The sequence below is a fragment of the Nocardia niwae NBRC 108934 = DSM 45340 genome, from assembly GCF_001613465.1.
In the GTDB taxonomy this organism is placed as follows: domain Bacteria; phylum Actinomycetota; class Actinomycetes; order Mycobacteriales; family Mycobacteriaceae; genus Nocardia; species Nocardia niwae.
Genome location: NZ_BDCK01000027.1, coordinates 106,061 through 132,661, shown reverse-complemented (window position 1 = coordinate 132,661; position 26,601 = coordinate 106,061). Strand labels below are relative to the sequence as shown.

General features: G+C 69.1%; 18 protein-coding genes and 1 tRNA gene. 9 read left to right on the top strand and 10 right to left on the bottom strand.

Going from position 1 to position 26,601, the window contains the following annotated elements:
- Position 1: 1 nt before the first annotated feature.
- Both NNI01S_RS19470 and NNI01S_RS19465 read left to right on the top strand, forming a co-directional pair.
- Positions 2 to 6,400 (top strand): type I polyketide synthase, encoded by a 6,399-nt coding sequence (locus tag NNI01S_RS19470; RefSeq protein WP_063021529.1) that lies wholly within the window; start codon positions 2 to 4, stop codon positions 6,398 to 6,400.
- Entirely contained in the window at positions 6,397 to 7,773 is a 1,377-nt protein-coding gene (locus NNI01S_RS19465; RefSeq protein ID WP_063021528.1) for an aminotransferase class I/II-fold pyridoxal phosphate-dependent enzyme, read from the top strand. The genes NNI01S_RS19470 and NNI01S_RS19465 overlap by 4 nt, the downstream gene beginning before the upstream one ends.
- A gap of 193 nt (positions 7,774 to 7,966) precedes the next feature.
- On the opposite strand, the gene NNI01S_RS19460 is transcribed toward NNI01S_RS19465, so the two are convergent.
- From NNI01S_RS19460 to NNI01S_RS19440, 5 genes are all read right to left on the bottom strand, one after another.
- Positions 7,967 to 8,290 (bottom strand): hypothetical protein, encoded by a 324-nt coding sequence (locus NNI01S_RS19460; protein WP_063021527.1) that lies wholly within the window; start codon positions 8,288 to 8,290, stop codon positions 7,967 to 7,969.
- 65 nt (positions 8,291 to 8,355) lie between these two features.
- Entirely contained in the window at positions 8,356 to 8,997 is a 642-nt protein-coding gene (locus tag NNI01S_RS19455) for a nucleoside triphosphate pyrophosphohydrolase (RefSeq protein ID WP_245676281.1), read from the bottom strand.
- 149 nt (positions 8,998 to 9,146) lie between these two features.
- Positions 9,147 to 12,758 carry a transcription-repair coupling factor gene (mfd, locus tag NNI01S_RS19450; RefSeq protein WP_063021526.1) on the bottom strand — a complete coding sequence of 1,204 codons (3,612 nt, stop codon included), beginning with the start codon at positions 12,756 to 12,758 and terminating at the stop codon, positions 9,147 to 9,149.
- A 441-nt stretch (positions 12,759 to 13,199) separates the two neighbouring features.
- Positions 13,200 to 13,847, bottom strand: a complete 648-nt coding sequence (locus tag NNI01S_RS19445; RefSeq protein ID WP_063021525.1) for a TetR family transcriptional regulator — start codon at positions 13,845 to 13,847, stop codon at positions 13,200 to 13,202.
- A 181-nt stretch (positions 13,848 to 14,028) separates the two neighbouring features.
- On the bottom strand, positions 14,029 to 14,643 hold the full coding sequence (locus NNI01S_RS19440) for a TetR/AcrR family transcriptional regulator (RefSeq protein WP_063021524.1): 615 nt from the start codon (positions 14,641 to 14,643) through the stop codon (positions 14,029 to 14,031).
- 523 nt (positions 14,644 to 15,166) lie between these two features.
- Between NNI01S_RS19440 and NNI01S_RS19435 the strand changes: the two genes are divergently transcribed.
- From NNI01S_RS19435 to NNI01S_RS19410, 6 genes are all read left to right on the top strand, one after another.
- Positions 15,167 to 15,237, top strand: a tRNA-Gln gene (locus tag NNI01S_RS19435).
- A gap of 91 nt (positions 15,238 to 15,328) precedes the next feature.
- Positions 15,329 to 16,819, top strand: a complete 1,491-nt coding sequence (glmU, locus tag NNI01S_RS19430; RefSeq protein WP_063021523.1) for a bifunctional UDP-N-acetylglucosamine diphosphorylase/glucosamine-1-phosphate N-acetyltransferase GlmU — start codon at positions 15,329 to 15,331, stop codon at positions 16,817 to 16,819.
- On the top strand, positions 16,816 to 17,796 hold the full coding sequence (locus NNI01S_RS19425; RefSeq protein ID WP_063021522.1) for a ribose-phosphate diphosphokinase: 981 nt from the start codon (positions 16,816 to 16,818) through the stop codon (positions 17,794 to 17,796). The genes glmU and NNI01S_RS19425 overlap by 4 nt, the downstream gene beginning before the upstream one ends.
- Before the next feature lie 225 nt (positions 17,797 to 18,021).
- Complete coding sequence (locus NNI01S_RS19420; RefSeq protein ID WP_063021521.1) at positions 18,022 to 18,282, top strand: hypothetical protein; 261 nt, start codon at positions 18,022 to 18,024, stop codon at positions 18,280 to 18,282.
- 93 nt (positions 18,283 to 18,375) lie between these two features.
- Positions 18,376 to 19,227 carry a DUF4190 domain-containing protein gene (locus tag NNI01S_RS19415; protein ID WP_063021520.1) on the top strand — a complete coding sequence of 284 codons (852 nt, stop codon included), beginning with the start codon at positions 18,376 to 18,378 and terminating at the stop codon, positions 19,225 to 19,227.
- Between the two features lie 50 nt (positions 19,228 to 19,277).
- Complete coding sequence (locus tag NNI01S_RS19410; protein ID WP_063021519.1) at positions 19,278 to 19,925, top strand: DUF2461 domain-containing protein; 648 nt, start codon at positions 19,278 to 19,280, stop codon at positions 19,923 to 19,925.
- A gap of 18 nt (positions 19,926 to 19,943) precedes the next feature.
- On the opposite strand, the gene egtD is transcribed toward NNI01S_RS19410, so the two are convergent.
- The 4 genes from egtD to egtA all read right to left on the bottom strand — a co-directional run bounded on the left by egtD (position 19,944) and on the right by egtA (position 24,628).
- Positions 19,944 to 20,915, bottom strand: a complete 972-nt coding sequence (gene egtD, locus NNI01S_RS19405) for an L-histidine N(alpha)-methyltransferase (protein ID WP_063021518.1) — start codon at positions 20,913 to 20,915, stop codon at positions 19,944 to 19,946.
- Positions 20,916 to 20,931: 16 nt separating this feature from the next.
- A complete protein-coding gene (egtC, locus tag NNI01S_RS19400; RefSeq protein ID WP_063021517.1) occupies positions 20,932 to 21,741 on the bottom strand; it encodes an ergothioneine biosynthesis protein EgtC in 810 nt (269 codons plus the stop codon).
- Between the two features lie 87 nt (positions 21,742 to 21,828).
- Complete coding sequence (egtB, locus tag NNI01S_RS19395; protein WP_063021516.1) at positions 21,829 to 23,175, bottom strand: ergothioneine biosynthesis protein EgtB; 1,347 nt, start codon at positions 23,173 to 23,175, stop codon at positions 21,829 to 21,831.
- A gap of 112 nt (positions 23,176 to 23,287) precedes the next feature.
- Positions 23,288 to 24,628, bottom strand: a complete 1,341-nt coding sequence (gene egtA / locus NNI01S_RS19390; protein WP_063021515.1) for an ergothioneine biosynthesis glutamate--cysteine ligase EgtA — start codon at positions 24,626 to 24,628, stop codon at positions 23,288 to 23,290.
- A gap of 175 nt (positions 24,629 to 24,803) precedes the next feature.
- Between egtA and NNI01S_RS19385 the strand changes: the two genes are divergently transcribed.
- Positions 24,804 to 25,994, top strand: a complete 1,191-nt coding sequence (locus NNI01S_RS19385) for an aminotransferase class V-fold PLP-dependent enzyme (RefSeq protein ID WP_063021514.1) — start codon at positions 24,804 to 24,806, stop codon at positions 25,992 to 25,994.
- A 24-nt stretch (positions 25,995 to 26,018) separates the two neighbouring features.
- On the opposite strand, the gene NNI01S_RS19380 is transcribed toward NNI01S_RS19385, so the two are convergent.
- Positions 26,019 to 26,579, bottom strand: a complete 561-nt coding sequence (locus NNI01S_RS19380) for a TetR/AcrR family transcriptional regulator (RefSeq protein WP_063021513.1) — start codon at positions 26,577 to 26,579, stop codon at positions 26,019 to 26,021.
- Between the last annotated feature and the right edge of the window lie 22 nt (positions 26,580 to 26,601).

Sequence of the window (26,601 nt, the reverse complement as noted above, 5' to 3'; positions counted from 1 at the left end):
TGTGTCCGACATTGCAATTATCGGTATCGGCTGCCGGTACGCCGGTGGAATAGATTCCCCCGAATCCTTCTGGGAATTCATCGTCGGCAAAGGCGACGGTGTCATGGATATCCCGGAGAGCCGTTGGGATTACCGGCGTTTCTACGACCCGGATCGGACGACGCCGGGCCGGATGTACACCAAGCGCGCGGCTTTCATGACCGGCGACCCGTGGGCGTTAGACCCGGACTTCTTCGGCATCTCGCCGCGCGAGGCGGCGGCGATGGACCCGCAGCAGCGCCTCGTTCTGGAGGTCACCTGGGAGGCTTTCGACGACGCCGGCATCGCCGGGCGGGTCAACGGCGCACCGCTGGGCGTGTACGTCGGCGCGTTCACCATGGACCAGCTGGGTGTTTCGGTCGGCGGCCCGGCACTGCCGTTCGTCGACATGCACACTGCGGCCGGCGCCTCCTACACGATGATCTCGAACCGGATCGCGTACGCCCTCAACCTGGTCGGCCCCGCGATCACCGTGGACACCGCATGCTCGTCCTCGCTGGTCGCGGTGCACCTGGCCTGCCAGGCCCTGGACAACGGCGACTGCGAGGTCGCCGTCGCGGGTGGTGTGACCGTGCTGGCCGAGCCCGAGCCGTTCGTCTCCATGTGCAAGGGCGGCTTCCTCGCCGCGGACGGCCGCAGCAAGCCGTTCGACGCCGCCGCGGACGGCTACGGTCGTGGTGAGGGCGCCGGGATGGTGGTGCTGAAGAAGCTGGCCGACGCCGAACGCGATGGTGATCGGGTCTACGCCGTGATCAAGGCGACGGGATCCAACCAGGACGGCCGCACCACGGCGATCACGGTACCCAACGCTGATTCGCAGGAGGCGCTGGCGCGGATGGTGACCCGCCGCGCGGGCATCCAGCCGCACGAGGTCACCTATGTGGAGGCACACGGTACCGGAACCCCCGTCGGAGATCCCTTGGAGCTACGAGCGATCGGCCGTGCGTATGGTGCTGTCGACGGCCGCACGACACCGCTGGGCGTCGGCTCGGTCAAAGCTCAGCTCGGCCACACCGAGGCCGCGTCCGGTGTCGCGAGTGTCATCAAGTCGGCGCTGGCCGTGTCCAAACGGACCATCGCACCGCAGGGTTGGCTGGAAACGCCGAACCCGGACATCCCCTTCGACGAGCTCGGGCTCCGGTTGCAGCTGGAGGCCGAGGAGGTCGGCCCCGAGGTCGAGCGGATGACAGTCGCCGTCAACGGATTCGGCTACGGCGGCACGAACGCGCATGCGATCCTGCAGGAGTACCGCCCCTCGATCACGGCCGAACGCCCGCCGAAACACTTCGGCGTGCTGCCGATATCCGCGCGCAGCGAGCAGGCCGCACGAGATCTGGCGCGAGGTTTCGCCGAGCGCATTGCCGATGGCGCCGACCCGGGCCGCCTCGCCGAGGCCGCCTGGACCCGCCGCAATCACCATCTGCTTCGCGCCGGGATAGCCTTCGGCGACGACACCGAATTGGTTCGCGCATTGATCGAATTCGCCGGCGGCGCGGGACGTGTGAACCGGACCGTCGCTCGCAACGTGCCCGAACCGGTGTTCGTATTCACGGGTATGGGCCCGCAATGGTGGGCGATGGGCCGTGAACTATTGCAGACCGGTGGCACTTTCGCGGCTGAGGCCGAGCGCATCGACGCGGTGTTCCAGGAGATCGCGGGGTGGTCGATCGTTGCGGAACTGCTGCGACCCGAGGAAGAGTCACGCGTAACGACGACCGCTGTGGCGCAGCCCGCGAATTTCCTCGTGCAGGTCTCCCTGTACGCCGTGCTGGACGAGCTCGGCATCAAGCCGGCGGCGATCGTCGGTCACAGCGTCGGCGAGGTGTCCGCCGCCTATGTGACCGGCATGCTGTCGCTGCGCGACGCCCTTCTGGTCAGCTACCACCGCGCCCGGCTGCAGGCCACGACCGCCGGATCCGGCGGGATGCTCGCGGTCGGCCTGGCGCTCGCCGACGTGCGGGAACTGATCGCGGGCGATGCGCGAGTGGATGTCGCGGCGGTCAACAGTCCGTCGGCCGTCACTCTCGCCGGTGATGCCCTGCGCCTGGACGAAATCGCCGAAGCACTCACCGAACAAGGTGTTTTCGCCCGTCGACTACAGGTCGAGGTGCCCTACCACAGCCACCTGATGGAGCCCATCCTGGATGAGCTGCGCTCCGTACTGTCCGATCTGGAACTGCGACCGCCTCGCATCCCGCTGTTCTCCACCGTCACCGGTGCGCGCGTCACCGAACCGGATTGGGATGCCGAGTACTGGTGCGGGAACGTCCGGCAGGCGGTTCGCTTCCACGATGCGATCATCGAACTCGTGCGCGCGGGCAGCCGGGTGTTCCTCGAGGTCGGCCCGCATCCGGTACTCGGCGCCAACATCCGCGAAATCCTGATCGCCGCGGGGGAGACGGGAGCGTCCGTCGCGACGCTCAACCGCAAGCAGTCCGATGCCGACAGCATCAGGCAGACCATCGCGGGACTGTACAACGCCGGAGCCCTCGATATCGACGCGCTGTTCGCCGATTCGACCTCCCCGACACGGCATATCGATCTGCCCGCCTACCCGTGGCAGCGAACCCATCTGCGCAACGACATCCCGGCATATCAGCGCAAGCGGCACGGCACTCCCGAGGCATATCCGATGCTGGGCGACCAGGATCCGGACAACGCCTCGACCTGGCGGCTCGAGCTGGGCATCGAATCGCTGCCGTGGTTGGCCGACCATGTCGTCGGCGGATCGCGGATCCTGCCCGGTGCAGCCTATCTGGACGCCGCGCTGAGCGCGGCGGTGCTGCGGACCGAGTCCGCGTCCGTGGCGGTCGAAGACGTACGCTTCGTCGCACCGCTGGTCATCGATGAGGGCGAGACGCCGATCATGGAGTTCGACCTCGAGGAGTCGACCCGGCGCTTCACCATTCGCTCGCGCGGTGTGGCGGGTTCGGTATGGACGATCAATGCCGTCGGACGGCTCGTGGAGGGCGCGTACGAATCGGCCAAGATCGACGTGCCCGATGACGACTCCATGCTCGAAATCGATCCCGTCGACTTCTACACCGGCCTCGCGGCGCATGGACTCGATTACGGGCCCACCTTCCGCCGGGCGACCTCGATTCGGATCTCCGGCTCCACGGTCGTCAGCACCCTCGACGGCACCATCGCCCGCAAGGCCCGGCATCCAGCGCACCCAGCGGTCGTCGATGCGGCGTTGCAGAGCGTTGCCGCCCTGCTCACGGGCGCGAGCAGCAAGCAGGACGGCGCGATGGTCCCGGTCGCGGTCGGCGCGGTGCGGTTGTTCGCATCGCTGCCCGAAGAGGTCACCGTGGTGGCTCGGCTGGATACTTCCGACGAGCCGACGGCGGACATCGACCTGCTCGACGCCGACCACAACCTGCGCATGCAAATCGTCGGGATGAAGTTCGGATCGATCGCGCCGCGCCCCGGCCCGATGCAGCGGATGGTCGACTTCTTCTACGAGGACCGCTGGGAGATGCGCGACCCCATCGACCGCGCCGCGCTACCGGGGACGGACGATCTGTTCACCGTGGTCGTCGCGATGGACCGCGCGGTGACAGAGCGGGCCGAGCACATCGTCCGCATCACCACTCCTGTTGTCTCGGGTGAGGTTTCGCCCCTGATCGTGACCGGTGACCCGGCCCGTGACGATTTGGAATCCGTGGTGACCGAACGGCTGCGGGCTGCTCGGACGCAACCAGGCGTCGGCCGCGTGCATCTGGTGGTGGTCGCCGGATCGAGCTACAACGACATGGACAACCTCTGGACACTGCGGCGGATCGCCCTGGCCGCCGAACAGTTCCTCGACTCGACGGCACAGGACTTCCTCGACAGCTGGCTGGTAGAGCAAGGTTCCGACCGGGATGTCCTCGGTGACGACACCTTCTACGCGTCCCTGATCACCGAGCACGCCTACACCCACCCGGAGGGCGATGCCGCGCCGAATCCGAGCCATGCCGCACTGGCCGGTGCCCGTCGTGCGCTGCTCAACGAGCAGACCCGGCTGCGGTGGCGGCTGATCGACGTCGAAGCCGACGTCGCCGACGCGGATCTGCGCGCGGAACTGACCATTCCGGGAGCATTCGGTTTCGACCACGCCGACGAGGTGTTCCTGCGCAACGGCTTGCGCTGGACCACCGTGGTGAGCCGGACGCTGCAGGATCGCCTGGACGCTCTCGACGAGACCGAGCCGCTGACCGATCCGGAAGCCGATTTCCGGCTGGAGATTCCCAAGACCAAGACCTTCGCGCGGCTGGGCTGGCGGCGTAGCGAGCGGCGGGAGCCCGGTGCGGGTGAGGTCGAGGTGCGCATGGCGGCCATCGGCCTCAACTACAAGGACTCCCTGCGGGTCATCGGGCTGCTCGGTGATCGCGAACTCGGCGACACTTTCTTCGGCACCGCGCCGGGCATGGAGGGCGATGGGACCGTCGTCCGCGTCGGCCCCGGTGTCACCGGATTCGAGATCGGTGACCAGGTCAGCTTGGCGTGCAAGGGGATGATCGGCCGATTCAACACCTTGAGCACGGATCTGGTCTGGCGCGTCGGCGACGGTTTCGAACCCGGCCGATGCAGCAGTTCGACCTCGTTCGTCGCCGCGGAGTACGCGCTGCTGGAACTGGCCCGGCTACAGCCGGGCGAGACGGTGCTCGTGCACGGCGCGGCAGGCGGTGTCGGTTCGGCGGCGGTGCAGATCGCGAAACTCCACGGCGCCGTGGTGATCGGCACCGCGAGTACCGCCGAGCGCCGTGCCTACGTGCTGGATCAAGGCGCGGACCACGCGCTGCACTCGCGGTCGCTGAACTTCGTGGATGACGTCCTCGAACTCACCGGCGGTCGCGGCGCGGATGTGGTGATCAGCTCGGCGCCCGGCGAGATCGTGGTGCAGAACTTCGCCGTGGTCGCGGAATTCGGGCGCATCATCGAGGTCGGCAAGGCGGACATCTACTTCGGCGGCGTCCTCGAGCTGCGGCACTTCGACAAGAACGTGACGTACTCCTCGTTCGACCTGGACCGGATGATGAAGCTGCGGCAGCACAAGGTCTTCGACTTCGTCAAAGCGGTCAACGGCAGACTCGACGACGGCACCTACCGGCCGTTGCCCTTCGACACGTTCGGCACTGCCGAGGTGGCCCAGGCGTTCGAGGAAGTGGCGCGATCCACGCGGATCGGCCGCGTCGTGTTGCGCATGGACGAGCAGGCGCCACAGGTGCGGCCGCAGATTCCCGATGTCGTGCTCCACCCCGGCGCGCAGTACCTGATCACCGGCGGTTTCGGTGGATTCGGGCTGGCGATCGGCCGCTGGCTGGTCGGCAAGGGCGCTCGGCGCCTGACTCTGCTCGGGCGCGGCGGCGCGACCACCGAGGAGGCCAGGAAACAACTGGCCGTCTGGGAGCAGCAAGGCGTCGAAGTGACCACCGAGCTGGTGGACGTGACCGACCCGGAGGCCGTCGGCGCGGTGATAGCGCGGGCGCACCAGCCCGAGCATCCGCTCAAGGGCATCTTCCACACGGCGGGCGCGGTGGACGACAAGCGGATCCACGCCATGGATCGCAACAGCCTGGCCAAGGTGTTCCGGCCCAAGCTCGACGGCGCGCGTGCCCTGTATGCCGCGGTCGTGGCAGCCGGTGCGCAGCTCGACCAATTCGTCCTGTTCTCCTCGGGTAGTGCCATCTTCGGCGGGATCGGCCACTACTCCTACACCGCGGCCAACATCGCGGTGAACGCGTATGCGCAAGCCCTCGCCCGCGAGGGAGTCAACGCGCTGGCGGTGGGCTGGGGCCACATGGCCGGAGCCGGAATGGCGGCGGCCGACGAAAATCTCGCCCGCTACCTGGTCAACACGGGATTCGACACGATCGAAATGGACGAGGGACCGGAATATCTGGAGGAGGCGCTGCGGCTCGGCGTCACGAGAGTCGACATCTTCCCGATCAACTGGACCCGGGTCGCCGCCACCGGACCGCAGCTGGCCCTGACCGGTCGGATCGAGTCCATGATCGCGGCGGCGGCGCAGAACGATTCCGCCGCCAGCCGCCTCCGTTCCGAGCTCGCCGCCCTCGACGAGGCCAAACGCAACGAGGTGGTCGCGCACATGCTGGCCGAGCAGCTGGCGTCGGTGATGGGGGTGTCCGCTGAGTCGATCGACCTGACCCTGCCCTTGCCGGAACTGGGCCTGGACTCGCTCATGGCGGTGGAATTCGGTTCGCTGGTCACGCAATCCCTGGGTGTCGAACTGATCTCACTGAAGCTCGGGCGGTCGTTCAGTCTGGAGCAAGCGGGCGCCAAGGCCGCCGAGGCGATCGTCGAGGGCGTCGGCTCGCATGGAGCACCGATCGGCGCGGCGACGGTGCAGGCATGACCGAGTCGGCGCGCGACTTGGCGCGCAAACTGCTGGCGGACAACAGTTCTGGGAGTACCGCGACGGCACAGACGCCGGTGCGGTCGGTGCCGCGGTCGCGGCCACGCCGCGGCCCGGGACGCCAGTTCGCCGATCATCCGGATGTGGCGGCGGCCGTGCAGAAGCGCGCGATGATCGCGTCGCTGTATGAGCAGACCCAGCTGGTGAACCCGTTGTTCCTGCCCCGGACGGGGCCCAACGACACGGTTATCCACGTCACGGAGCCGCGGCTGGCGGGCATGGATCTGGTGAACTTCAGTGCCTACAACTACCTCGGCCTGGGCAACCATCCGCAGGTGGTCGACGGCGCGAAGAAGGCTCTGGATCGGTTCGGGGCCTCAGCGTCGGCCAGCCGCATCGTCGCCGGTGAGATCCCGCTCTACGAAGAGCTGGAACGCCGCCTCGCCGGTATCTACGGTGTCGGCGACGCCATGGTGACCACCAGCGGTTACCTCACCAATGCCGGTGTGATCGGCTTTCTGCTCGGTGAGGGTGACGTCGCTGTCTGCGACTCGCTCATTCATGGCAGCGTCATCTCCGGCGTTCAGTGGTCCGGGGCGCGGCGCATCAATTTCCGGCACAACGACCCCGAGTCGCTGCGGTCCGTGCTGCGTACCTCGCGCAGTGGGTTCGATCGTGCGCTGGTGGTGCTCGAGGGCCACTACAGCATGGACGGCACCGTCGGCCGCATCGAGGAATTGGCCGCCGTCGCACGGGAATACGACTGTGCGGTGATGGTCGACGAAGCCCACTCGTTCGGGGTCTTCGGCGATAAGGGGCATGGCATCCGTGAGCACTACGGTCTGCCGGGTGACGCTGTCGACATCTGGATGGCGACATTGTCCAAAGCGCTGGGTAGCACCGGCGGATTCGTCGCGGCCGACGCGGATCTCATCGGCGCGATGAAGTCGTCCGCGCCGGGCGTCGCCATGCTCACCGGTGCACCCGCGCCCGCGGCGATCGGCGCCGCACTGGCGGCGCTCGACGTGCTCGAGCAGGAGCCGGAACGCCTGACGCGGCTGTGGGCGAATGCCGGCCTGTTCCACGGTGCGCTGTCCGAACGCGGCGTGAATCTCGGCGTCTCCCATGGCACGCCGATCGTGCCCGTCATCGTTCCCGGTGAGATCCGCGCCGGGTACGTCTCCTCCACCCTGCTGGAGAACGGCATCTACTCGGGCCTGATCTCCTCGCCCGCGGTCCCTGCCGGACAGGAACGCCTTCGCTTCTTCATCACCTCTGAGCACACCGAGGAGCAACTGACGAGAACGGTCGATCTGCTCACCGAAACAATTGCCCGAGCCGAGCAGATCCCCGACAGCACGGTCGACAGATGATCTGCACGGGCCGTGGTGTCAGCGGCCTGTCGACTGCGCATCGTCGAACCGAGCCTTGCGAATCCGGGTTGATTTCGGCCGGAATTCGAATGGAAGTATGCGCACCTCCACATTGTCGCGAGTACTCTCGCCGGCACTTCACGACTGGCTGATCACCGGCATCGGTGCGCTCGCACGTGCCTGCGCACGTCCGTCAACCGCAGCAGAACGGGTCGTCGCAAGGTTTTCCTGCTTCACTGCCGTAGGCCAGGAAGCCCTTGATACCCGACAAGATCTGTTCGGCTGCGTCGGGCTCGAGCGGCGGTAGGGATCGGGCGCTCGGGCTGCCCCAGGTGGCCGGGGTGTCGTCGAGGTCGAAACGCGGTGCGCCGTCGATGAACAGTGTCCACAGCGGATGGTCGGGAAAACCGTTCAGCCGCAGGACCCACCACCGGCCGTCGACGTGGGCGGCGACGGGAAACTTGCCGTTCCCGGTCGATTGCCATCGCGGGCGTGCGTTCAGCTCGGGGTACGGCATTGTCTCAGTGTCCCTGATCCGGACGGCCGCGCGGATTGCACTATGTTCCGAGTCGGGTGGTCTTCCTACTCGTCTTCCTCCGGCCAGAAAGCCCGCCAGTCCGCGGCGGTCAGCGGAAGGCGGTCGCCGCGGTCCTTTTCCGCCGCGTCCTCCGTCGCACGAATGGCGGCGGCGAACGTCAGCGTCGCTTTGCGCAGCCGTTCCTCGGCGCTTTCCGGACCGCCGAGGTGCACCACCCTGAGCGCTTCGGGGACGAGATCGGCCGGTAGACCGGCTTTGGTGCTGCGGGAGATGATCTTCTCGGCGAGCGCCAGGGCGGGCTGGGCCATCGCGATGCCGTCCAGGCACGAGCGGCGGGACTTCTCGGCGGACTTGCGTTCCTCCCACGCTCGTTCCTGGGCGGCGATCTTCTCCGTCACGGACGCGGACGGATCGATCGCGGCACCTCCCAGGTGCGGGCTGCGGTTGACCAGCTTGGCGACCAAGGCGGCGGCGACATCGTCGACCGTGAATTCGCCTGCCGCCTCAGCGATCCGGGAATGGAACAGCACTTGCAGCAGCAGGTCGCCGAGTTCCTCCTTGATCGTCTCGGCATCGCTGTGCTGGATGGCGTCGAGCAGCTCGTAGGTCTCCTCGAGCAGATACGGCCGCAGGGAGTCGTGGGTCTGGGTGACCTCCCACCCGCCGAAATGCCAGAGGCGGTCCATCACCTCGACGGCGCCGGCCAGCCCTGCCGCCACCACCGCCGTGTCCGTGCGCGACAGCGAGCCGCCGCCCGGCGCACTACCGGACGGCACGCCTTCGGCGGCACGATGCCGAGCGGCCCGCAGGACGGACTCGTCGCGACCCGTCGAACTCATCGCGGCGCCATCTCGGCGGCGACGGTGAGATCGACCGCCCCCTGTGCCTTCCCGTCCAACGCCAGCAGCAGGTCGGCGACGAACTGCAGCAGCACCACGTCCCGGACGCGCTCGGCCCCGACGCTGTCCTCGACACGCGGCAACGGAAGCTGCACCACGCCGGACGCGGCGCGGTACCCCGCACTCGGATAGAGCCGCTTCAAGCGCATCTGCTTGGAGTCGGGCAGGTGCAGGGGCGAGATCTTCAACGTCGTCCCGGTGACCGCGATCTCGGTGACCTCGTACTCGCGGGCCAGCAGCCGCAACTTGGCCACCGAGACCAGGCGGCCGACTTCCACGGGCAGCGGGCCGTAGCGGTCGACGAGTTCCTCCACGACCTGCGCCAGCGCCGAATCGTCCTGCGCGGCGGCCAGTTTGCGGTACGCCTCCAAGCGGAGCCGGTCACTGGCGATGTAGTCCGGCGGAATGTGCGCGTCGACGGGCAGGTCGATGCGCACCTCCTTGACCTCCTCGGTGGTGATCGGCTTGCCGTCCGCGGCGGCGCGATACGCCTCGACGGCCTCGCCGACCAGCCGCACATAGAGATCGAAGCCGACGCCCGCGACATGGCCGGACTGCTCGGCGCCGAGCACGTTGCCCGCGCCGCGGATCTCCAGGTCCTTCATCGCGACCGCCATGCCCGCGCCGAGGTCGGAGTTCTGCGAGATGGTGGCCAGGCGGTCGTAGGCCGTCTCGGTGAGCGGCTTCTCCGGCGGGTACAGGAAGTAGGCGTAACCGCGTTCCCGGCTGCGCCCGACCCGGCCGCGCAACTGATGCAACTGCGAAAGGCCCAGCGCGTCGGCACGTTCCACGATCAACGTGTTGGCATTCGAGATGTCCAGGCCGGTCTCGATGATCGTGGTGCACACCAGCACGTCGTATTCGCGCTGCCAGAAGCCCTGCACGGTGGACTCCAGCGCGTCCTCGTTCATCTGACCGTGCGCGACCACCACCCGCGCCTCCGGTACCAGGTCGCGAATCCGCTTGGCCGCCTTGTCGATCGACGACACCCGATTGTGCACGTAGAAGACCTGGCCGTCACGCAGCAGCTCGCGGCGGATGGCGGCGGTGACCTGCTTGTCGTTGTACGCGCCCACATAGGTGAGCACCGGGTGGCGCTCCTCCGGCGGGGTCAGGATGGTCGACATCTCGCGAATCCCGGCCAGGCTCATCTCCAGGGTGCGCGGGATCGGGGTGGCCGACATGGTGAGCACGTCGACGTGCGTGCGCAGCGCCTTGATGTGCTCCTTGTGCTCGACACCGAACCGCTGCTCCTCGTCGACCACGACCAGACCGAGGTCCTTCCAGCGCACGCCGGTCTGCAGGAGCCGGTGCGTGCCGACCACGATGTCGACGCTGCCGTCGGCCATTCCCTCCAGCACGGCGCGGGCGTCGCCCGGATCGGTGAAGCGGGACAGGCCTCTGACGGTGATCGGGAAGCCCGCGACTCGCTCGGTGAACGTCTGCAGATGCTGTTGCGCCAGCAGCGTGGTCGGCACCAGCACGACGACCTGCTTGCCGTCCTGCACCGCCTTGAACGCCGCGCGCACCGCGATCTCGGTCTTGCCGTAGCCGACGTCACCGCAGACCACGCGGTCCATCGGGACCGGCTTCTCCATGTCCGACTTCACCTCGGCGATGGCCGTCATCTGGTCGACGGTCTCGGTGAACGCGAACGCGTCCTCCATCTCCTTCTGCCACGGCGTGTCCGGCCCGAAGGCGTGTCCGGGCGCCGCCTGACGGGCCGCGTACAGCTGCACGAGCTCGCCCGCGATCTCGCGCACGGCCTTGCGCGCCTTGCGTTTGGTGTTGGCCCAGTCGGAGCCGCCGAGCTTGGACAGGCTGGGCATCTCGCCGCCGACGTAGCGGGACAGTTGGTCGAGCGACTCCATCGGGACGAACAGCCGGTCGCCGGGCTGGCCGCGCTTGCCCGGCGCGTACTCGATCACCAGGTACTCGCGTCGCGCGCCGCCGACGGTGCGCTCGATCATCTCGACGAACTTGCCGATGCCGTGCTGGTCGTGCACCACCATGTCGCCCGCGTTCAACGCGAGCGGGTCGACCTGGTTGCGGCGCTTGGCCGGCATCCGCTTGCCCTCGGTCGGCGCGGTGACCCGGTTGCCGGTGAGGTCGGACTCGGCGACGACCACCAGGCCCGCGTCCTCGAATACCAGACCGTCGTGCAGCGAGCCGCACAGCACGCCCACCACGCCCTCGTTCGGCTCGGCGCCCGCCGCCAGCGCCGCGGCGGGCACGTCGGCATCGGCCAGCCGTTCCAGGATGCGCTGCGCGGTGCCGTGGCCCGCGACCACCACCACGGCCCTGCCGCCGGTGGTGACGTGGGCGCGCAGCGAGGCGAACAGGGTCGCCACCAGTTCGTCGGACCCACGCGCGGTGGGGCCGGGCAGCACCCGCAGGACGACCTCGGACGAATCCCCGGAGGCCAGCGGGCTCAGCGTCCACCAGGGCAGACCCTGCCGGTCGGCGCTGGCGTGGACGCCGGACAGCGGCTGGTAGGCCGACGCGGCGAGGTCGAGCCCGTGGCCGCCGAGTGGCGCGGCGCCACCGAAGGAGGCAGCGGTCCAGGACGCCTCCAAGAATTCCTCACCGGTGCGCACCAGGTCGGCGGCGCGAGTGCGGATCTTCTCCGGATCGCACAGCAGCACGTGGGTGCCTTCCGGCAGCACCTCGGTGAGCAACCGCAGTTGCCCGGGTCGCAACACCGGCAACAGCGCTTCCATGCCCTCGACCGGGATGCCCTGCGCCAGTTTCTCCAGCATCTCCACCAGCGCCGCGTCGGCCGCGTTGGCGGCGGCGACCTCGGCGGCGCGCTCGCGCACCTCGGGGGTGAGCAGCAACTCCCGGCACGGCGGCGCGACCACCACGTCCACCGCGACGTCCGGCAGCGAGCGTTGGTCGGCGACGGCGAACGGCCGCAGTTCGGTGACCTCGTCACCCCAGAACTCCACGCGCACCGGGTGGTCGGCGGTGGGCGGGAACACGTCCAGGATGCCGCCGCGCACCGCGAACTCGCCGCGCTTGCCCACCATGTCGACCCGGGTGTAGGCGAATTCGACCAGCCGTAGGAGCAGTTCGTCGAAGTCCAGCTCGACGCCGACCCGCAGCACGATCGGCTCGATGTCGCCGAGCCCGCCCGCCATCGGCTGCATCAGCGACCGCACCGTGGTCACCACCACGCGCAGCGGCGCGGGGAAGTGCGGGTCGCCGGGATGGGCGATCCGGCGCAGCACCTCCAGCCTGCGCCCTACCGTGTCCGCGCCGGGTGAGAGCCGCTCGTGCGGCAGCGTCTCCCAGGACGGGAACTGCGCGACCGCCGGGCCGAGCATCTCCGCCAGCTCGACGGTCAGGTCGTCGGCCTCCCGCCCGGTGGCGGTGACCACCACCAGCGGCCGCTCGGCGGCCAGCCGCGCCGCGACGAACGGCCGCACCGCCGACGGTGCGACCAACTCGACCGACGAGGTGCCGATCAGCTCCGTGACGGTCCGTAGCGAGGTATCGGCGCCGGCCGCGGCGGCCAGTCCCGCCAGCGGCGGACGGTGGGTGGACATCGACAACTCCTGAGCGCAGGCGACACGTTTCGAGCGGCCAACCGAGTCTAGTTAAGCGGGCATCTCGTTTTTGCAGCGCCCGCACCGTGACGCGGCGGCGGTCCAGCGCCCGAGCACCCGTCCGCGGGCGCGTCCGTCACACGTCACGACCGTCATCCGGCCGCTGGCGGCGGAACCAGGATCGCGCCGCACCGAGAAGCACGGCCGCCGGCGACCCGCACCCACCGTCCCGCGCCCCGACCCGCGTTCGACCGACCACCACCTACCCGGCGAAGACCCAACCGCCCGCAGACTCCGACCGACAAGAGCAAGCCACCCCAACCCGCGCCCACCTTGATAGCGAGTTGCGGCACCGACGCGCCCAGCGCACCGCAACTCCCGGTTTCGAGCGAAGCGAGACCGACCATCCGCCGTTCGCGGCGCCGCAGGCGCTGCCAAACGTTACGGCACGTATCGCCGTAGCCGCCTGGCCGCGAACTCCCTGAAGTACGAGAGCTTTTCGGGCGGCACGATGGCCGGGAGCAGGAAATACCAGGCGCGCTCCATCCGGACCGCCATCTGGTCGATGGACTCGGTGCCGACGGCGATGATGTGCACGCCCGCGGCCATCTCCTGCCACAGCAGGCCGATGACCTCCGCGTCCAGGTCGGCGATGAGGTCGCCCTGGGCGATGGCTCGCTCGGCCAGCAGGCGGTAGGTGTCGCCCCAGTTCTTGGCGATGTTGTCGCCCTGGGCGCCGCGGTAGTCGCCGATCTGATGGGTCAGCTTCAGCATGGCGCCGACCATCGGATCGTTCATCGATAGATCGGCGACGACGTAGGTGATGCCGATGCACGCTTCCAACGCGGGCACCCGGGGATCGAAGAAGCCCTGACACGAGCTGGTCAGTCGCTCGTTGCCCTGGTCGACCACGGCGCGCGCCAGTTCTTCCTTCGAGCCGAAGTGAAAATACAAGGCGCCCTTGGTCACATTGGACTGCGCGATGATCTCGCTCAGGCTCGCATTCGCATATCCCAAGCGCAGAAAGACATCGGCAGCGCCTGCCAGGACGGAGTCGCGGGTGATCTCCGCGCGCGCTTGCCTAGCCATCAGATCCGCCTGTCATCCCAAAACCAGCCATCCTGAAGTAGACCGACATCCCGAAGTTGACCGACTTACCGCCCGAACAGCACCCAAAGGATGGGTGAACCGTACCACCAGGTGCGCGCCCAGCAGCCAATTCGAGCATTCGACAAGACCTGTCGCGCAATTTGCTGGTTAACAATCCGGGTCACTCACCGGCGCCCGCGCGCCATTCCGAACTCAACTGTGGTTCGGCTTCCAGATGACTGAGCCCGTTCCAGCACAGGTTCACCAAGTGGGCCGCCACAACCTCTTTCGACGGTTTGCGCTCGTCCAACCACCAGGTGGCGGCGGTGGCGACCTGCCCGACGAGCGCCTGCGCGTACAGGGTGGAAAGACTCGTGTCGAACCCGCGCCGCTCGAAATCTCCGGCCAGGATATGCGCCACCTGATTGGTCGCTTCGTTGAGCAAACTGGAGTACCGGCCTTCCGCGGCCGCGGCGGGCTGATCGCGCACCAGAATTCGAAACCCGTCGGTTCGTTCTTCGATGTAGGTCAGCAGCGCCAGCGCGACCTGTTCGAGCCGGATCCGCGACCGGTTACGGGTGAGCGAGGAGGTGATCATGTCCAGCAGCATCGACATCTCCCGGTCGACGACCACCGCGTACAGCCCCTCCTTCCCGCCGAAGTGTTCGTACACCACGGGTTTGGAGACCTGGGCGCGTTGCGCGATCTCCTCGATCGAGGTCGCGTCGTAGCCGCGTTCGGCGAACAGCGCGCGCCCGATCTCGATCAGTTGCTGACGCCGCTGGGTGCCGGTCATCCGTGGCCGGGACACTCGATGCGACTCACCCGAAGACACCCCTGCTCCTCCGCCCTCTCCGCGTTGTTGCCGGTCGTGCGTGCCTCGACGGTTCCCTCCGAGCCGACGATCGCATGCCGGGGGCGCGTCTGCGGGCGAGTCCGGCGAGTTGCCCGCGTGCGTGCCGAGTCAGCCGTCGCGACGGGGCTCCGACGCGCGACACCGACATTCGGATACCACTGTCCCAGACCGGTCGGCGGTGCGCCCGACCGGCCCGGCGTTCTCCCGCGAGGGATGACCGGGTCCGGGGACCCGGCTCGAACACATGGTCGCATCGCCGTCGACGAGGCAACCGACCCCGCGGAAGAGGCACAACCCATGAGCGCGGGCCGCCCCGAGGGCATGAGCGCGTGTTCCTCGCTGGTCCGGCGCGAATACCAGATGCGGCGGGCGGAAGAATTCGCGGGGAGGCGGGCGAGTGTGCGAGGATTCATCCCGTGCCATGGCACAGCGGCGGGGGTTTCGCCAACCGCCGGTGTGGCAATCCGCCGTGGTGTAATGGCAGCACATCTGATTTTGGTTCAGAGAGTTCAGGTTCGAGTCCTGGCGGCGGAGCTCGAGAGCACGATGACTTATCGTTGGCCCGCATATCGCTGACCAAGCACGACGACAGCCCCGCACGAGGACAGGCAGCCGAGGGAGATTCATGCCACAGCAGACCGCCGTCGTCGTTCTCGCAGCCGGTGCCGGGACACGAATGCGGTCGAAGACCCCCAAGGTACTGCATTCGCTGGCCGGTCGGAGCATGCTCGCGCACGCGCTGCATGCGGCGAACGAGATCGACCCCGCGTATCTCATCACCGTGGTGGGGCACGATCGCGAGCAGGTCGGCGCGGCGGTGGCCGCGGTGGCCGGCGATCTGGGCCGGGAGATCACCCCGGCGATCCAGGAACAGCAGCTCGGCACCGGGCACGCGGTGCAGTGCGCGCTGGCCGCCCTGCCGGTCGGATTCACCGGCGATGTGCTGGTCACCTCCGCCGACGTGCCGCTGCTGGACGGGCACACCCTGTCCGCGCTGCTGGACGAGCACCGCAGCTACGCCGAACGCCCGGCGGTCACCGTGCTCACCTTCGTCCCGGAGGACCCGAACGGCTACGGCCGCATCGTGCGCGACGCGGACGGTCAGCTGGCCGAGATCGTCGAGCACGCCGACGCCACGCCGGAGCAGAGCGCGATCACCGAGGTGAACTCCGGCGTCTACGCGTTCGACGCCGCGATCCTGCGCACCATGATCAGCCGGCTGTCCACCGCCAATGCCCAGCACGAGCTGTACCTGACCGACGTGCTGCGCCTGGCCCGCGAGGCCGGTCACCCGGTGCACGGCGCCCGGCTGGTCGACGCGGCCAAGGTCACCGGCGTCAATGACCGGGTGCAGCTGGCCTCGGCGGCGGGCAGGCTCAACCGCTACATCCTGGAACGCCACATGCGGGCGGGCGTCACGATCATGGATCCCGCCTCGACCTGGGTGGACGCCAGTGTGCGCATCGGGAGGGACGCGGTGCTGCGCCCCGGTGTGCAACTGCTCGGCAACACGGTTGTCGGTGAGGACGCCGAGGTGGGCCCGGACAGCACGCTCACCGACGTGGTCGTCGGTGAAGGGGCGAAGGTGGTCCGAACCCACGGCGAGGGCGCCACCATCGGCCCGCAGGCCACCATCGGCCCGTTCGCCTATTTGCGTCCCGGCACCATCGTCGGCGACGCGGGCAAGCTCGGCGCTTTCGTCGAGACCAAGAACGCCTCGATCGGCGCGCATTCGAAGGTCCCGCACCTCACCTACGTCGGCGACGCCACCATCGGCGAGCACAGCAACATCGGTGCGTCCAGCGTCTTCGTCAACTACGACGGCGTGACCAAGCACCACACCGTCGTCGGATCGCACGTGCGCACCGGCAGCGACACCATGTTCGTCGCGCCCGTGACGGTGGGTGACGGAGCCTATACGGCGGCGGGTACTGTACTGCGCAGAAACGTTCCGCCCGGAGCTCTCGCGGTGTCCGGTGGACCGCAGAAGAACATCGAGGGCTGGGTGCAGCGACACCGTCCAGGGACGGACGCGGCGCGCGCGGCGGCGGAAGCCGTCGCGGCCAAGGAGATCTCGGGTCAGGCAATAGAGCAAAAGGATGGCAAACAGCAGTGACCGCGTCATGGATCGACAACCAGAAGAACCTGATGCTCTTCTCGGGACGCGCCCATCCTGAGCTGGCCGAGCAGGTCGCCAAGGAACTCGACGTCCACGTCACCCCGCAGGTCGCGCGGGACTTCGCCAACGGCGAGATCTTCGTGCGATTCGAGGAGTCGGTCCGCGGTTCCGACGCCTTCGTCCTGCAGAGCTTCCCGGCGCCGCTGAACCAGTGGCTGATGGAGCAGCTCATCATGATCGACGCGCTCAAGCGCGGCTCGGCCAAGCGGATCACCGCGGTGCTGCCCTTCTACCCTTACGCCCGCCAGGACAAGAAGCACCGCGGCCGCGAGCCCATCTCCGCCCGCCTGGTCGCTGATCTGCTGAAGACCGCGGGCGCGGACCGGATCATCACCGTCGACCTGCACACCGACCAGATCCAGGGCTTCTTCGACGGGCCCGTCGACCACATGCACGCCCAGGTGCAGCTGGCGGAATACATCCGCACCAACTACAGCCTCGAGCACATCACCGTCGTGTCCCCGGACTCGGGTCGCGTGCGCGTCGCCGAGAAGTGGGCCGACTCGCTGGGCGGCTCGCCGCTGGCGTTCATCCACAAGACCCGCGACCCCTTGGTGCCCAACCAGGTGAAGTCCAACCGCGTGGTCGGTGAGGTCGAGGGCCGCACCTGCATCCTGATCGACGACATGATCGACACCGGTGGCACCATCGCGGGCGCGGTCAAGGTGCTCGAGGCGGCAGGCGCGGGCGACGTGGTCATCGCCGCGACCCATGGCGTCCTGAGCCCGCCCGCCGCCGAGCGCCTCGCCAATTGTGGCGCCAAGGAGGTCGTGGTGACCAACACCCTGCCGCTGGCGGAGGAGAAGAAGTTCCCGCAGCTCACCGTGTTGTCCATCGCGCCGCTGCTGGCGCGTACCATCCGCGAGGTCTTCGAGAACGGCTCGGTCACCGGTCTTTTCAACGGCAACGCCTGACCGGCGCTCCGAGTATTCAGGCCGCACCGGTCAGCTGACGCCGGATTCGTGTTCGATTCGGCGTCGAATGCCGCCCGGGTTGCCGGGGGCGTACCCGGTGGGTCTCCCATTGGTCGTTCGAAGTCGGCCGGTACGTCGGCCGTGGCCGAACGGCTGTCGCGTCGAACAGGCCGAGTTGTTCGTGTGCTCCCGTTAGTCCTGACGTTCTGCGGGGATACTGGGCGTATGGACCGTGACCCGTTGGAGACCGAGATGGGGGACGACGACCAAGAGGACGAGATCCGCGAGTATCAGCGCAACATCGAGGATCCGCCCGACGACCTGCGCATTCGCTACCACGAGGACGAGGACGACGGCAGACTCGGCATCGGCGAGGAGCTGGATCAGGAGTGGACTTCGCGCGACGGCCGCATCGAGGACGAGCAGGACGACAACCGGTCCGCCGAAGTGGCCGCCATCGAGATCGTCGACGACGAGGACCTCTAGAGACCCGACGCGCCACGAGATAGCAATCTGCTATCACGAAGCGTCCGCCGTGGTAGGCATGGTTGCGTGACCGGGACGAATGAGGAGGGTGCGATGAGCACGCCGAACGAGCCGGACCACGATGAGCAACGGCCGTCGGAGCCACCGGCACCGTCGAAGCAGGCCGGGGAGACCCCCGGTGACGAGCCCGCCCCGCCGCTGACCGGCGCCGCTCCGGCCCAGACACCGGGCGGACAACCCACCGGGCACGATCCCGCCGCCGCGCGGCCGCCAGAAGGCGAACCGGGGCGGGCGGACCAATGGTGGCAGTCGAGCGGCGCGCCGCCCGCGGAACCGATGGGCGGCCAGTGGGGCGCCGAGCCCAGCGGGCAGCCCGCCGAGCCCCGCCCTTGGGGCGCCAACGGCGGAGGCGATCAGCAGTCCTGGGGCGCCGAACCCGCGGCGCCGGGTTCCCCGCTGTCGGGTTCCGCGCCCCAACCCCCCAGCGATGACCCGACGCACCGGTTCACGCCCGACGAGCATGCGCAGTACGGGTCGGGCGGGCAGCCGCCCTACCCTCCGGGGCAACCCGCCGACGCTCAGCAGCCGTATCCACCGGGCGGGCAATCCCAGTATCCGACAGGCGGCATGTACGGCTACCCGGGGTCCGGACAGCAGCAGCCACAGTACGGCTACCCCTCCTATCCGCAGCAAGGGTACGAGCCGTACGGCATCCCGCCGAAGCAGCCGGGCAGCCAGGTGTACTCGATCATCGGGTTCGTCTGCGCGGTCACCGCCGTGCTGTTCTGCCCGATCTTGTTCGGCCCGGCCGGGATAATCCTCGGCATCATCGGACACAACAAGGGTGAATCGCTCGGCAAATGGGCAGCGATCGCGGCTGCCGTCGGTATGGTGATCGGCTTGATCGTGGGATTCGCCGTGTTCGGCGGAGACTTCACCACGTAGATTTTCGGTATGCGTCTTTTCGGTGACACCAGCGCGGCGGGTGCGCGAGCATGACCGGATTCGCGGGCTTCCCGCTGGCCGGGCTGGACTTCTACGAAGATCTGGAGGCCGACAACTCCAAGGCGTTCTGGACCGCGCACAAGAAGATCTACGACGAATCGGTGCTCGCACCGATGAAGTCGCTGGTGACCGAGTTGGAGCCGGACTTCGGGACGGCCAAGATCTTCCGGCCCTACCGGGACGTGCGGTTCGCCAAGGACAAGTCGCCGTACAAGACCGCGCAGGGCGCGGTGGTGCGCGCCGGAGCGGGAGTGGGCTGGTACGTGCAGATCAACGCCGCGGGCCTGTTCGTCGGCGGCGGCTTCTACCAGGGCTCACCCGACCAGCTCGCACAGCTGCGCGCCACCATCGATGACGAGGTGCGCGGACCAGAGCTGGCGGCGATCCTCGCGAAACTCGCCGGCGCGGGGTTCACCATCGGCGGCGAGAAGCTGAAGACCAGGCCCAAGGGCTACGACGCCGATCACCCGCGCATAGACCTGCTGCGACACAAATCCATCACCTGCGGTCGCGAATTCGGCGCACCCGCCTGGTTGGACACGCCCCGGACGGCGAAGGAAGTCCGCGCCGCGTGGGAGACGATGCGGCCGCTGGTCGAGTGGCTCGCGGCGGTGGTCGGCGGCGCACCGTCCTGGTGACCGCCGACCGCCGCGTGGTCAGCGTCGTCCGGCGAGGACCAGGGCGAAGCGGTCGTCCGGATCGGTCCACACCCGTCCGGTGGCGAAGCCCGCGGCCGCGAGTTCGGCGTCGAGGCCCGCGACCCGGAACTTCGCGGAGATCTCGGTGCGCATCTGATCGCCGCGGCCGAAGCGCACGGTGAGGCCGAGACCGCCGACCGTGACGGTCATGTCCTCGACCGCCTCCAGCCGCATCTCGATCCATTCCCGCTCCGCGTCCCAGACCGCGACGTGCCGGAACCTGTCCGGCGCGAAGTCGGCGCCCAGGCGCGCGTTCAGCACGTGCAGGACGTTGCGATTGAACTCGGCGGTGACGCCCGCCGCGTCGTCGTAGGCGGGGACGAGCACCGCCGGGTCGGTGACCAGTCCCGCCCCGAGCAGCAGTTGCTCGCCCGGCTCGAGCACGTCGTGGATCCGGGCGAGGAATTCGGCGCGTTCCTCGGGAACGAGGTTGCCGATGGTGCCGCCGAGGAAGGCGATCATCCGGCGTCCACCGCGCGGGAGGTTGTCCAGGGTGTCGGTGAAATCGCTGACCACGCCGTGCACGGCGAGACCAGGGAACTCTGCCGCGACCTGGTCGGCCGCCGCCCGCAGCGCCGCGGACGAGACGTCCTGCGGCACATACTTCTTCAGGGGCCCACGCGCGCCGAGCGCGGACAGCAGCAGGCGGGTCTTGGCTGCCGATCCGGCGCCCAGTTCGACCAGCACCTCGGCCTGGGCGGCGTCGGCGATCTCGCCGACCACCCGCTCGAGCAGCGCGCGCTCGGTGCGGGTCGGGTAGTACTCGGGCAACTCGGTGATCCGCTCGAACAGCTCGCTTCCCCTGGCGTCGTAGAACCACTTGGGCGGCAACCACTTCGGGTCAGCGGTGAGGCCGAGGCGGGCATCGGAGCGGAGCGCCGTGTCGAGGTCGTCGTCGGTGAGGTGGATGTCCAGCGTGGCTGCGGTCATGGCACGGCCTTTCGGGTCACAGGAGGGCGTCGACGGACAGCGCACCGGGCCTGGCGCTCACCAGGCTGCGGTCCGGGATCGACTGCCAACGGGGATCGTCGTCGAAGGGTTCGGAGGACATCAGCGCGAAATCGTCGGTGACCAGCACCGACAACGAGTGGTGGCAGGTGGTCGCCCACAGCTGCGCGCCATCGGAGAGCAGAAGATTCAGGCGTGCTTGCGGGGCCCGGTCGAGGATCGCGGAGACGAGCAGCCGCAGCGCCGCCGGAGCGGCCGACCATTCGCCGTCCGGTGAGCCGGTCGACAGCAGATCGCACAGCAGCACCCACAGCGTGGCGGCGTCGGTGGCCGACTCCGCCTCCAGCAGCCGTGCCGGGGTGAACAGATCTTCCGCGCCCAGCTCGGCAGCGATGAGGGCGAACTCGGCTGCCACGCCGGTCAGGGTGCGCCGCCAGTCGGGCACCACGCCGTTGTGGCTGAACGCCCAGCGGTCGCGGGTGAACGGCGCACACGCGGACCGCTCCACGGGCATCCCGACCGTCGCCGAGCGCACCGCCCCCAGCACCGCGACCGACTCCAGTTGCGGAAGCACCTCCTCCACGGCCGGGTCGGTCCAGATCGGCGCCGCGTTGCGGTAACGGCTGACGGTGACCGTGTCGTCCTCGCCGACGCGCCACCAGGCGACGCCGAAACCGTCGGCGTTGATGGTGCCGCCGTGGCGCATGTCGCGCGGCGCCCACGCCTGGGTGCGCAGCGAATGGGAGCCGAGGGTCAACATGTCGCCTACCCGCACCGGCGGGCCGACGTAACCCAGGTGTCTACACATCCGCACCCACCGGTGCCGCCGTCGCCGGGCGCGGGCCGCTCGCCGTATAACCGCGGCCGCTCCGCCGCCCGGCCGGACGGGCGTGGCTCACTCCCCTTCTCCCGGCCGCAGATCCCGCGCCAAGCGGAACCCGGCGAAGATCTGGCGGCGGATGGGGTGGTCCCAGTTGCGGAAGGTGCTGCGGCAGGCCACCGGATCGGTGCCGAAGGAACCGCCGCGCAGCACGCGGTAGTCGCCGCCGAAGAAGACCTCGGAGTATTCGCGGTAGGGGAACGCGCGGAACCCGGGATACGGCTCGAAACCCGAAGCGGTCCATTCCCACACGTCACCGATCAGCTGGTGCACCCCCGCGGGAGACGCGCCGGCCGGATAGGCGCCGACCTCGGCGGGTTCCAGATGCCGCTGCCCGAGGTTCGCGGTGGAGTCGCCGGGATCGGTATCGCCCCAGGGGAATCGGCGCGACGCGCCGGTGTCGGGATCGAACCTGGCCGCCTTCTCCCATTCCGCTTCGGTGGGCAGGCGCTTACCCGCCCAGTTCGCATATGCCTCGGCCTCGAACCAGCACACGTGGACGACCGGTTGGTGCGGCCGCAGCGGGGTCATCACCCCGAACACCCGCCGCCACCAGCGCCCGGACGGGTCGCGCTCCCAGAACTGCGGCGCGACCAGGCCCGCCTCGACGCGATGCGCCCAGCCGCGTTCGGACCAGAGCTCGGGTCGCTCGTAGCCGCCGTCGTCGACGAAGGCCAGGTATTGCTCATTGGTCACCGGCGCCGCGTCGATCGCGAAACCCGGCACCCGGACCTGGTGGGCGGGGCGCTCGTTGTCCAGCGCCCACGCCTCGGTCGAGGTGCCCATGGTGAATTCGCCCGCGGGGATGACGACTTCACCGGTGACCGCCGCGGTGGCGGCCGGTGCGGCCGCCGCGGAGAGCACGGCGGCCCCAGTGCGCAACTGATGGGTGGCCAGCATGGTCTCGTCGTGCTGCTGTTCGTGCTGGGCGATCATGCCGAAGGCGAAGCCGTCGTCGATCAGCGGACCACCTCGTAGCTCGCTGCGCTCCAGCACATCCCAGACCTTGTCGCGCACGGTGCCGACGTAATCGCGGGCCTGACCGGGGTCGAGCAGCGGCAGGCCGGGCCGGTTTGCGCGGGCGTGTTTGAAGGCGTCGTAGAGTTCGTCGATGTCGGCGCGCACCGGGTCGCGTCCGCCGACGTCGCGCACCAGCCAGAGTTCCTCCTGGTTGCCGATGTGCGCGAGGTCCCAGACCAGCGGGCTCATCAGGCGCGAATGCTGGGCCACGAGTTCTGCCTCGTCGACGCAGTCGGTGAGGGTGCGGGTGCGCTGCCGGGCGCGCGTGAGTACGGCGGCGATCCGGTCGCGGAGCTGCTCGGTGCCGGAGTGGTCGGTGAAGGCTGGGTGGGAAGTGGTCACGGGAAACGTCTCCGAGATTCGTGATGATCGGCGTCGGCGCGGCCGCGGACGGTTCGGCGCTCGCCCGTCCGGTCGCGCGGGGCGCCGTCGGGGAAGTGCGGCTGGTTGCTGGTCACGGGGCGGCCTCCGAAGGCTCCGGGTCGAGGCCGTGCTCGGTGTCGTCGTCGGTCGGGGTGCGGCCGTGGCGACATCGTTCGGCGGCGGCTTCCACGGCACGGGCCGCGTCGTCGGTCGCGGTGTGCTCGGCCGCGAGGCGCAGCAGGGCGACCGCGCCTGCTCGGATGTCCGGATCGGCCAATCCGTAACGGGCGGCGTCGACCCACCGGCCGGCCAGGGGCGCGGCGATCGAAGTCGCCTCCGCGGCGACCGACGGGCTGGACATGAGCGCATCGATCACGTGCACCGGGACGGTCCACGCGTCGCCGGGCTGGGCGTCGAGATAGCGGACCTCCAGATGGCCCGAGGCGCGTACCGGGGGGAACAGCGTGGTCAAGTGATAGTCGAGGTCGCCGAGGCCGGGGCGGCGGCCGACCTCGTCGTCCAAGGCGCCGGACAGCCAATCGGCGAACGTCGCACCGGGCGGCGCGGACCATCCATCACCGTCACCGCGTTCGGCGGCCCCGTCGGGTCGGCGCACGCACAGCAGCGGCACGTCCAGCGCCCATCTGCCGTACGCGGCGATCGGGTCGGTCCAGTCCAGCACCGGCGGGCGAGTGCGCGTGTTGTCCAGCCGCAGCCAGGCCCGCATTCGCTGGGATGCCCACCCGCCGGGCGGCGCGCCACGCAGGACGGGTGAACAGGCGAAGGCGGCCAGCAGCGCCGGGCCGACGGCGTACAGGGCGGTCCAGCGGGCGGTGACCTCGGCGCGGTCGGCGCCGGCGTCGACGCTGACCTGGGTGGCCGCGGTATTGCACATCATCAGCTTGCCGAACGGACCGATGCCGCCGAAGGAGCGCTCCATCGCGCGATAGCGCGGAAGCTGGAGCAAGCGTTTGGGACGACGGTCCGCGTCCGCGGCGAGGGAAACGGTGCGGATGGACCGGGATTCGAGAAGTTCCCGCAACAGGCGGGCATCGTCGCGCAGGCGATCACACAACTGCGCGGCAGCGCCATAGGGGGCGCTGGAGAGTTCGATCTGACCACCGGGTTCGAGAGTGACCCGGCTGCCCCCCGGCAGTGCGAGCGCCGGCGAATGAGGGGCGATGGACCGTGGTGCATACGGTCCGAGTGCGTCCGCGAAGGCGGACAGCTGGGGGCGCGGAGCCGCGGATGGACCGGACGCCGAACACTCACCCTGCACGGTGAGCCATTCGAGTTCGGCGCCGATCAGCGCGGGTGGTCCGAGTTTGAAGCACACCCCGCCGATGTATGCCTCCGCCGCCGCGCGGGAGGACAGTTCTCCCTGCTCGGTGGCACAACCGGCCGACTCCGGACTCTCGAGCGTGACCGCCATGCCAACCTCCAGTGGGCTCCGGGACGTAGTCCGCTGCTCTTCGGTTATCGCCATTCTGCTCGGTGATATTCCACTCCCCGGCCGAAATTCGCGTGCGGCGATCCATCCAGCGTAGCCACGCGGACCGACAAGAAAACGACACGAAGCCGAACAATTCACCCGATAAGGTCGGCTCATGCTGGACGACGATCGTGTACGAGCCGACACTCCCGGATGCGTGGACGGGCCCCGCCCCGGCCCGGTCTTCCTCGACAGCGCCGGATCTTCGCTGCCGCCGCGGGTCGTCACCGACACCGTGATCGCGCATCTGCGGCGGGAAGCGGAGATCGGTGGCTATCGCGCGGCGAACGAGCGGCTCGACGATCTCGCCGACGTCAAGACCGCGATCGGCGCGCTGATCAACGCCGAACCGGAGAGCATCGCGCTCAGCGACAGCGCCACGCGTTCCTGGGCGGACTTCTTCTACTCGGTCCCGCTCGCCGCGGGCGACCGCATCCTGATCTCCGAGGCGGACTACGCCAGCAATGCCATCGCCGCCCTGCAGCGCGCCCGCGCCACCGGCGCCACGGTGGAGAAGATCCCCAGCGACGGCAGCGGGCAGATCGATCTCGACGCGCTGGCGGCGCTGGTGGACGAGCGGGTCAAGCTGGTCTCGGTGCTGCACGCGCCGACCAACGGCGGGCTGGTGAACCCGGCCGCCGAGGCCACCCGGATCGCGCACTCGGTCGGCGCGCTGGTCCTGCTGGACGCCTGCCAGTCCGCCGGGCAGCTGCCCTTGGACGTGGCCGAACTCGGCGTCGACGCCTTGTCTGCCACAGGTCGCAAGTGGCTGCGCGGCCCGCGCGGCACCGGGTTCCTCTACCTGCGGCCGGAACTGGCGCGCTCGATGGAACCCGCACGGCTCGACCTGCACAGCGCGGAATGGACCGGCCCGCACGACTACCGGCTCGCGCCCGGCGCGGGCCGCTTCGAGTTCTGGGAGTGCGACGTCGCGGCCCGGCTCGGCCTGGGCGCGGCCGTGCGATACCTGCTGGAATTGGGCCCGGAGAACGTCTACGCCGCGATCGCGGCCCGCGCGGAGCACCTGCGCAAGGCGCTGCCGGAGATCCCGGGTGTGACCGTGCGCGATCTCGGCATCCGGCACAGCGGCATCGTGTCGTTCACCGTCGACGGCATCGACTCCGCCGAGGTGCGCGACCGGCTGCTGGCGCAGGACATCACGGTCACCGTCAGCCATGCCGGTTCGACCCTGCTGGACATGACCGGCCGCGGCCTCGGCTCCGTGGTGCGGGCCTCGCCGCATTGCTTCGTAGGTTTCGACGAACTCGATCGTTTCGTCGCCGCGGTGGCGGCACTGCGAGCCTGAGCCACCGGCAGCGCCCGGGAGCGGTCAGGCCAGGTGCACGGCGAGCGCCCTGGCCACCAGCGCCCCCGCGTCGGCGCCCGGCCCGACAAGGCGGAGACTGCGATTTGCCTGCGCGGTCGCGATGCCGTGCAGGTTGGTCCACAGGGCGATCGCGCGGTCGCGCGGGTCGATCGTGTCCGAGGCCGCTGCCGCGCCGACCAGCTGGGCGAACCGCGCGAACAGCGGCAGGCTGACCGACCGCAGATTCTCGCCGGACCCTTCGAGCAGGTCGTGCCGGAACATCAGGGTGAACATCTCCGGACGCCGCACGGCGAACTCGAGATATTCGGCGCTCATGCGCGCGAGACGGTCGCGTGCCGATCGGGCCTCCACCGCCGCGAACCGTTCCTCGAGGTCGGCGAACCCGCGCGCGGCGATGGCGGCGAGCAGTGCGCGGTGCGTCGGGAAGTATCGCCGCGGCGCGCCGTGCGAGACGCCCGCCGCCCGGGTGATCGCGCGTAATCCCAGGTGCGCGGACCCCACCTCTTCGAGCAGATCGACGCCGACGTCGACCAGTCGATCCCGCAACGACTCGCTCCCGGCCATGCGGACATTGTCTACGCCTGCC

Bases quoted from the DNA above. Each gene is read 5' to 3' on its own strand.
- NNI01S_RS19455 (WP_245676281.1), bottom strand. From the start codon at position 8,997: ATGGACCGCCTCTGGCATTTCGGCGGGTGGGAGGTCACCCAGACCCAC.
- egtA (WP_063021515.1), bottom strand. From the start codon at position 24,628: ATGGCGGTCACGCTCGAGAGTCCGGAGTCGGCCGGTTGTGCCACCGAG.
- NNI01S_RS19465 (WP_063021528.1), top strand. From the start codon at position 6,397: ATGACCGAGTCGGCGCGCGACTTGGCGCGCAAACTGCTGGCGGACAAC.
- glmU (WP_063021523.1), top strand. From the start codon at position 15,329: ATGCCACAGCAGACCGCCGTCGTCGTTCTCGCAGCCGGTGCCGGGACA.
- NNI01S_RS19410 (WP_063021519.1), top strand. From the start codon at position 19,278: ATGACCGGATTCGCGGGCTTCCCGCTGGCCGGGCTGGACTTCTACGAA.
- egtD (WP_063021518.1), bottom strand. From the start codon at position 20,915: ATGACCGCAGCCACGCTGGACATCCACCTCACCGACGACGACCTCGAC.
- NNI01S_RS19440 (WP_063021524.1), bottom strand. From the start codon at position 14,643: ATGACCGGCACCCAGCGGCGTCAGCAACTGATCGAGATCGGGCGCGCG.
- NNI01S_RS19445 (WP_063021525.1), bottom strand. From the start codon at position 13,847: ATGGCTAGGCAAGCGCGCGCGGAGATCACCCGCGACTCCGTCCTGGCA.
- NNI01S_RS19380 (WP_063021513.1), bottom strand. From the start codon at position 26,579: ATGGCCGGGAGCGAGTCGTTGCGGGATCGACTGGTCGACGTCGGCGTC.
- NNI01S_RS19415 (WP_063021520.1), top strand. From the start codon at position 18,376: ATGAGCACGCCGAACGAGCCGGACCACGATGAGCAACGGCCGTCGGAG.
- NNI01S_RS19385 (WP_063021514.1), top strand. From the start codon at position 24,804: ATGCTGGACGACGATCGTGTACGAGCCGACACTCCCGGATGCGTGGAC.
- mfd (WP_063021526.1), bottom strand. From the start codon at position 12,758: ATGTCCACCCACCGTCCGCCGCTGGCGGGACTGGCCGCCGCGGCCGGC.
- egtC (WP_063021517.1), bottom strand. From the start codon at position 21,741: ATGTGTAGACACCTGGGTTACGTCGGCCCGCCGGTGCGGGTAGGCGAC.
- NNI01S_RS19420 (WP_063021521.1), top strand. From the start codon at position 18,022: ATGGACCGTGACCCGTTGGAGACCGAGATGGGGGACGACGACCAAGAG.
- NNI01S_RS19460 (WP_063021527.1), bottom strand. From the start codon at position 8,290: ATGCCGTACCCCGAGCTGAACGCACGCCCGCGATGGCAATCGACCGGG.